Here is a 6,514-nt window from a genome sequence, read left to right on the forward strand (position 1 = left end):
TTGATCTGGAAGTTACGCGACTCCGTGTGGAAGAATTGAATCGTCCCGTCAACGTACTTCCACGAGACGCCGAAACGCGCGGCAGCGGTATCGAGCAAGCCTTTGAGCGAACCATTGGCATAGGAGATCCGTACGCCCGTGGAGGCATCCCCCGGCAGGGATAGCAGTTGCGGCGTCGGCGCGGCCGGTAACGGCAGGCGAGCGGCACTTCCAGCAGGCGTACCAGGTGTGGCAGCCGGTGTATTCTCGCCAGGCAATCCAGGCGGCAGCGGCTGGGTGGCATTGAACCCTGTCAGCCCCGGGCGATTGCGAAACGCCATGCCGGCCACTTCCTGGGTGTCGGCGGTGACCCTGCTGGGGATACCGGTACGCAAGGTGATGCGCTCGGCCAGTTCGCTCAACGAAAAGAGGGTGCGGTCGAACGTGGTGGGTTCGTAGAAGATGGGCGGTAATGCCGGCTGCCCCAGCTTGACCACATTCTTGCCCAGCCAGATCCCGGTGTCGTGGGTCACCAGCGGCGCCGAGGGCATCACCGCCCCCGGTGCAGTGCGCCCCACTTCCTTGACGAGGCTACCAGTCTTGTCGGTCGCGCCGTCGATCTCGGCTTCCATCTTGTTGATGGCGGTGCATCCGCCCATGATCACCACCAGCGGCGCCAGCGCCCAGTATTTCGACATCATTATTCAGCCCCCTTGGCCACGATACGCAAGACCTTGTTACCCTGATAAAACATGGCTTTCATGGGTATCTCGGCACTTTCCATGCTGCGTGCAACGGTACCGACGGCTTCCTCGAAACTGCCGTGGACCGTGGTCCGGGTCTCGACCGCATAGTCCACTGGCAGCTCCCAGACCAGTTGCCAGCCAGCCTTGCTCGCCCAGCGTGCCAGTGCGGCATTGAGGGTCTTGTCAGAGACAATGATCTCCCAGGTCTGCTGCGCGTCTGGCGCCGTGGGAACTTTGTGCAGTGCTGCAGGCAGTTGTTCGACATCCGGCACCATCGCAGCGGCAATCTTGCCCTTCCCGCCCGCCGCCGATGCCGCGCCGCCTGCACGCGTCTTCTGCCATCCAGCTTGGCCAGCATGATCACGCCATTGTCGCCAGCGGCCACCCCCGTCAACCCGGTATCGCAATCATCGGCAAGGCTGTCCTCACCGCCCAGCAAGTCGAACCGGCTCGTCACCGGGAACAAATGCTCGGCGGTCGCCTGGGCATGGGCTGCCTGCATACCACCGATCGACAGGGTGCAACCCAGCGTAAAGGAAAAAATACTTAGTACCCTGTTCATGCATTTGTAAGTAATTTGTTCTGAATACATGACTAACCCTTATGCGTCATTTGGTTGAATTCTTCATCGCCAATATTCTTGTCACGGTTTTGCAGCAATACAGAAAGTACTGTCTGCCCGGAATTTCTCCTCGAAGCTGGCTGGGTGCATGTTAATTCGCCCGCTTCTGTTCGTTTGATTTCTTGTTGATAGTAAAGAAGAATCAAGACAGAGATTCTCAAAAAATATGACCACCTTTTTCTTAGAATCGACTCTACGTTTTCTTATAAAGTGCGAACGTTCGATTCATCACGATGCCGCTTTTATCGTCACCGGCATCTCTTGCAAAGGAGGACCGTCCGCTACACATTCGCCTACATCATCCCGACACCGGCAGGTCGCTTGCACTGGGTCCGCACCCGCGTCGGAACGCGCAGGCCATTGCCAATGGAGCTCATTGGACCTACTGCGGCCGCAGTAGGCACTACGCCTGGAGGGGAGGCAGGGCTATCTGCAGCAGCCGTCGTGGTGGTTGTCGCAGCGGCCACTGCCGTATCGGTCGCACCGGTCGCATGTGCAGGCGGTCCCACGGGCAGCACAGGTCCGGTCGTGCTGCCTGGGATGCCAGGAGGAAGCGGCGGTATCGGTGCAGTAGGTACAGCAGGCATGGCAGGCGCACCTGGGCCAGTCGGCTGATCGGGAGACTTCTCCTTCAGCGCCCTGGACGTGGCGACATCCAGACCATCGGTACCGGTGATACGTGGCGTAATGAGGAACAGACGCTCCTTCGTGCTGGTGGACTGCGATTCGCTGCGGAACAGACCACCTAAGACCGGCAGGTCGCCCAGCACCGGCACCTTCTGCTTGTTCTTGCTCAGAGCCTCGGCCCGATAGCCGCCAATCATCAGGGTCTGCTGCGAATCGATGATGGCCTGGGTACTGATGGTCGAACGGGTGACGCTGGTGGATACCGTATTGTTGTTGGCGTTGCCGGAGTTGCCATTGTCATTGCTGTCCAACGATCCATCCTCGATGTCCACCTCGAGCCGCACGCGGGTCTGCCCCCCGTCATGGATGATGCGCGGGATCACGCGCAGCTTGGTCCCGGCAGTGATGTCGGCCAAGTCCGCCACGCGCTCGCCCACCAGCGAGACGTAGGCGCTGCGGCTCAGGTCCAGCACAGCGGCCACATTATCCAGGGTCAATACGGTCGGTGTGGCCAGTACATGCGCATCGCCGTTGGATTCCATGGCCTTTAACCGGGCATAGAAACGCGCGGCGTTGCTGATGAGCAGGGTAGCCCCGGGCAGTGGCAGGTTCAGACCTTGCGAGGCGGCAGTGGTGGCATTGATGGTGCTGTTGACCGCCCCGGCGCGCACACCCCATTCCACCCCCATGTCAGAGAGCTTGCTGCGGTCGATATCGACGATGAGGGCCTCGATCTCGATCTGCTGCGGTTGGACATCCAGTTCGGCGATCAACGAGGCATACATGTCGCGCTTGTTGATGTTGTCGTAGATCATGATGGCGTTAAGGCTGGGATCGGCTTCGATGCGCGGACGCCCCTCCTCTTCGTTACCGCGTCCCGAATCTGCCCGTGAAGAGCCTCCGCCGCGCCGCCGTCCATGCCACCTCCCGGCATCATCAGGTTGGTGCCATTGCCCATGGGCGCTGAAAACAGCGGCGTCAAGCCTTCGCCCGTGCTCTCCCCTATCGGACCTCGCTCGTTCTTGGGAAGGCGCGATCGCTTGTTGCTGGCGGCATCGAAGCGCGGCGCAGCACCGGTGAGCTTCTCGCCGCTGCTGGGTCCGAACAGCAGGTTGCTGAGAATGGTCTTGATGCCGGGGATGGTTTCGGTCTTGCCGCGCGAGGTGATGACACGGTCCATCGCAGTGGCATACTTAAGGCGGAACATCATGATCTGCCGACCCTTGCGGGCGGTTTTCTTTTCGCTGACCGGCAATAGCACATTGCGCGCCAGATCGACGTAGCTGCGCGGCCCACTGATGATGACCACGCCTTCATCAGGCAGCTCGCCCCAGCCGAAACGCTCGTCATACAGGCCCAGCCCGACCAGGGCCGCTTTGGCATCCTGCACCGCATCCTCGCCCACCTCTAGCCGTTCGGAGGTGTTGTCGCTGGCAGATGCCACGTAAAGGGTGTTGTTGTAGACGAACCAGCGAAACTTGTAGGTCGCACCGAGTCGGTTGAGGAACTCAATGCCGTTGTCGGCTTTGAGCCGCCCTTTTACCAGGCGCTCACCCTCACCGCTCATCGACAGCCGCACTCCATAGGTACGGGAGAAATCCTCCAGCACGCCATTGAGCGTCATGCCACTGGCATTGATGGAGAATCCGCTGTCCTTCCATGCTGCCGGAACCGCTGCATGCAGCGTCGTCCCCCACAGCAGCAGCGCGGCCAGCAAGACGCCCATACCCCACGATTTGATCAACTCGCGGATATTCATTTCATTCCCCCGGACTGAGACAACAGTTTGTAGAAGCGTTCTTCGTCGCGCTTGGCGTGTTTGTCCTGGCTGGAATGCGCGCGGGACATCGCGGCGCGCCACAGAGCCAGCTGATTGAGGATCTGTTCCAATGGCTCTGCCAGGTCATGCCAGCCACTCGCGCCGGCAATCCAGCGCGACAGCACCAGTCCCGCATCCGGCTCCCAGCCAAGGCCAGCCTCAAATTCCCTGGCGCTCTGAAAGCTCACGCGCATGGCGTCGGCCAGCGCACTGTCGCTGGGCTGGCCGGCCAGGTAGACGCCTAGCTCGGCGCCCTCTGGCTGGACTCGAAGAAATACCGTTTCACCATCGATGACGACAGGTTCATCCAGCGGCAGGGTCTGCAGCCAGTGGTCTGGGCTCTCCATGGACATGGTGTTACTTGGTTTCGTTGAGCACCGTCTTCAACGGCTTTTGCAGCAGATTGAATTGGGCGCTCATGGCGCTCTTGGTGACAGATTGCTTTTGCAGCAGATCCATGAAGGCAGCCGGATCGGGCATTTCGCCGTCGGCCTGCTGGCGGTTAAAGTCGTTGATCTTCTGGCTGATCTCATCGAACTTCTTGTCCATGTGACGCAGATTCTGCAATACCGGATTGCTCGACATGTCGCTCATCTCCTCATGTGGATGACAGGGGGCTTACAGCAGGTAGGTGGCAGCGACAAGGGTTTCGGTTCGGATTTTTTGGAAAGTCTGTAGCGGCCCGTTCAGCGTCCGCCAGCACGGCCGTTCAGGACGGCGCCTGTTCTTTGAGGCGAGCGCTTGCGCCCGCCAAGCCATCACGCAAGGCCTGCACCGCCAGCGCAAAATCGCTGCGCCACTCTCCGCTGGCAGCTTCCAGCCGGCAGCTGCCAGGGGCCAGTGCGGAATCGGTCTGTATTTCCCAGGGCGAGGCCGCCAGCAGAGGCTGATCGTCGGGGTGTACCCACAGCACCGCTTCATGCAGCTTGGGCGGCGCCTCCTGGCGCACCCTACGGAGCATGGCAGTAATGCGTTCGCGCGGCGTGAGCTCCAACAGCAGGCGTTCCATAACTTCCTGCGCGAGGTCCACCGCCACTTCCTCGATGCGCTCAAGCATGTCGTGCTGCGCTTGCCGCAGGCCTTCCAGCAATGCAGCGCCCTGCTGCGCGACCTCCTGCTGCTGCCGCATGACGGCCTGCCCGGCCTCCTCTGCCGCCTGCTCACGTACTCGCGCAGCTTCTTCGCGGGCCTGGGCCAGCATCTGTGCAGCCAGTTGTGCCGCATCGCTGGTCACAGTCAGCCCAGTCAAGCGCAACACGCCGTTGGCTGGACGCAGATGGTCGGGCAGGGTCACTCGCTGCACGGCAAAGTCGCTCATAGGTCCTTTACTTTCCTCAAAACGTTGGTGGAGATCAGCCCTGTTGCGCACGAGTACAACAGAACTGCCAGCAACGCAGGGCGCGCCGGGCGGCGGCCGATGACTCGCTCACCGAACGGCGGCGGGCAGCGGGTAGCGCCTCGTCGATGCGGGTTCGTTCGGACAGATCCAGCAAACCGCGCAAGCGCGCCCACATTCCAGGAAAATCCTGCTCCAGCCGCCACGCCAATTCAGCCAAGCCGACCACGACAGCGTCTGCCTGAACGCTCTCTGTACTGCCGATGTCGGGTACGCAGCGAATCAACGGCTGGGCCAGCGAGACTCGCTGGCACCAGGTTTGCTGGTCCCGCGCCAGCGTACCCAGGATAGACTGCTGGTGCTCGCGGGCAGCGAACAGGCCACCGAACAGCCCGGCTCGACGGCGCAACTCCTGCCCTTGCTGGCTGGCCGCGCTCTGCCAGCCGGGGTCGAACAGGTGCGGCAGGTCGGGTGCTAGCGCGGCCTGCTCGCACCAGGCCCGATAGCTGTCACGCCGAGCCACGAGCGTATCGCTCATCCCCGGCAAGGCCGGAGTCTCGATGTATTGCCATGGCGCGAACCACCAGTCGAGGAATGCCTGGCTCAGGATGAGCGGCTCGCGCTCGGAATGGAAGTTCTTCACGATTTGGCCTGGGCTGGCTTATGCGCCGCTGGCGCTGCAGTCGCGGCGGCGGGCGCGGGTTCGGCCGGATCGCCGACTTTGGCCTTGCGCATCGACAGACGGGCGATCATCAACATGAGCTTGGGGTTGCGTTGGACATTCAGAACCAGCAGCCAGCCGCCCGCCACCAGGACCAGCAAGCCCAGTCCCAGCAAGGTAAAACCGAGCGCCCTTACCGATGACACGGCCACCACGAAGGGACCCAGCGTAGTCCATTCGATTCCCGCCGTGGGTGCCTCGCCCGGCATCATCACCACCGATACCTTGGCACGTCCCTCCTCGCCGCTCAGGCCAGGAATACTGGAGGCCACGAGCTTGCGGATGCGCGGCATGACCATGTCCTCGTCCATCGGTGGTCGGTATTTGACGAACACCGCGGCTGACGACGGTTGAATCGGCTCGCCCGGCGCTATCCGCTCCGGCAGCACCACATGCACGCGGGCAGAAATGACATGGTCGAACTGCTGGAGTGTCGATTCCAGTTCCTCAGACAGCCCGTGGATGTAGCGGATACGCTCTTCCATGGGTGTGGAAATCATCCCCTGTTTCTTGAACACCTCTCCCAGGTTGGACAGGCTGCGGCGCGGCAGACCCGCTTCGTTCATCGTCTCGGTGGCGCGCGAAAGGTCATCCTCCTTGACGATCAGCGTGACCCCCTCCTTGTTCTTCTGCTTTCGACGCTGATGCCCTGCGGTGAGCCCAG

General features: G+C 61.6%; 8 protein-coding genes and 1 pseudogene. All 9 read right to left on the reverse strand.

The window, feature by feature from the left end:
• Positions 1 to 680 (reverse strand): annotated as a pseudogene (locus I5W_RS05900) (PilN family type IVB pilus formation outer membrane protein); the annotation flags it as partial.
• On the reverse strand, positions 680 to 1,000 hold the full coding sequence (locus I5W_RS33155) for a toxin co-regulated pilus biosynthesis Q family protein (protein WP_252716912.1): 321 nt from the start codon (positions 998 to 1,000) through the stop codon (positions 680 to 682). The gene I5W_RS33155 and the pseudogene I5W_RS05900, both read right to left, overlap by 1 nt.
• 640 nt (positions 1,001 to 1,640) lie before the next feature.
• Positions 1,641 to 2,789: a type III secretion system outer membrane ring subunit SctC gene (gene sctC / locus I5W_RS05910; RefSeq protein ID WP_374702120.1), complete on the reverse strand. Its 1,149-nt coding sequence runs from the start codon at positions 2,787 to 2,789 to the stop codon at positions 1,641 to 1,643.
• Entirely contained in the window at positions 2,786 to 3,733 is a 948-nt protein-coding gene (locus I5W_RS34165; protein ID WP_374702121.1) for a hypothetical protein, read from the reverse strand. The genes sctC and I5W_RS34165 overlap by 4 nt, the downstream gene beginning before the upstream one ends.
• Positions 3,730 to 4,146, reverse strand: coding sequence for a hypothetical protein (locus tag I5W_RS05915; protein WP_044528548.1), 417 nt, complete (start codon positions 4,144 to 4,146; stop codon positions 3,730 to 3,732). The genes I5W_RS34165 and I5W_RS05915 overlap by 4 nt, the downstream gene beginning before the upstream one ends.
• Before the next feature lie 4 nt (positions 4,147 to 4,150).
• The gene (locus I5W_RS05920) at positions 4,151 to 4,378 is read right to left on the reverse strand and encodes a hypothetical protein (RefSeq protein ID WP_017453244.1); all 228 of its coding nucleotides are present in this window, start codon (positions 4,376 to 4,378) and stop codon (positions 4,151 to 4,153) included.
• A gap of 124 nt (positions 4,379 to 4,502) precedes the next feature.
• Positions 4,503 to 5,111, reverse strand: a complete 609-nt coding sequence (locus I5W_RS05925) for a FliH/SctL family protein (protein WP_044528549.1) — start codon at positions 5,109 to 5,111, stop codon at positions 4,503 to 4,505.
• Positions 5,112 to 5,145: 34 nt separating this feature from the next.
• A complete protein-coding gene (locus I5W_RS05930; RefSeq protein ID WP_044528550.1) occupies positions 5,146 to 5,772 on the reverse strand; it encodes a hypothetical protein in 627 nt (208 codons plus the stop codon).
• Positions 5,769 to 6,514 (reverse strand): type III secretion protein (locus I5W_RS05935; protein WP_044528551.1); only part of this gene is annotated, 746 nt, incomplete at its 5' end. The genes I5W_RS05930 and I5W_RS05935, both read right to left, overlap by 4 nt.

Origin of the sequence: Herbaspirillum sp. B65, assembly GCF_000333555.1 — a bacterium.
GTDB classification, from domain to species: Bacteria; Pseudomonadota; Gammaproteobacteria; order Burkholderiales; family Burkholderiaceae_D; genus Herbaspirillum; species Herbaspirillum rubrisubalbicans.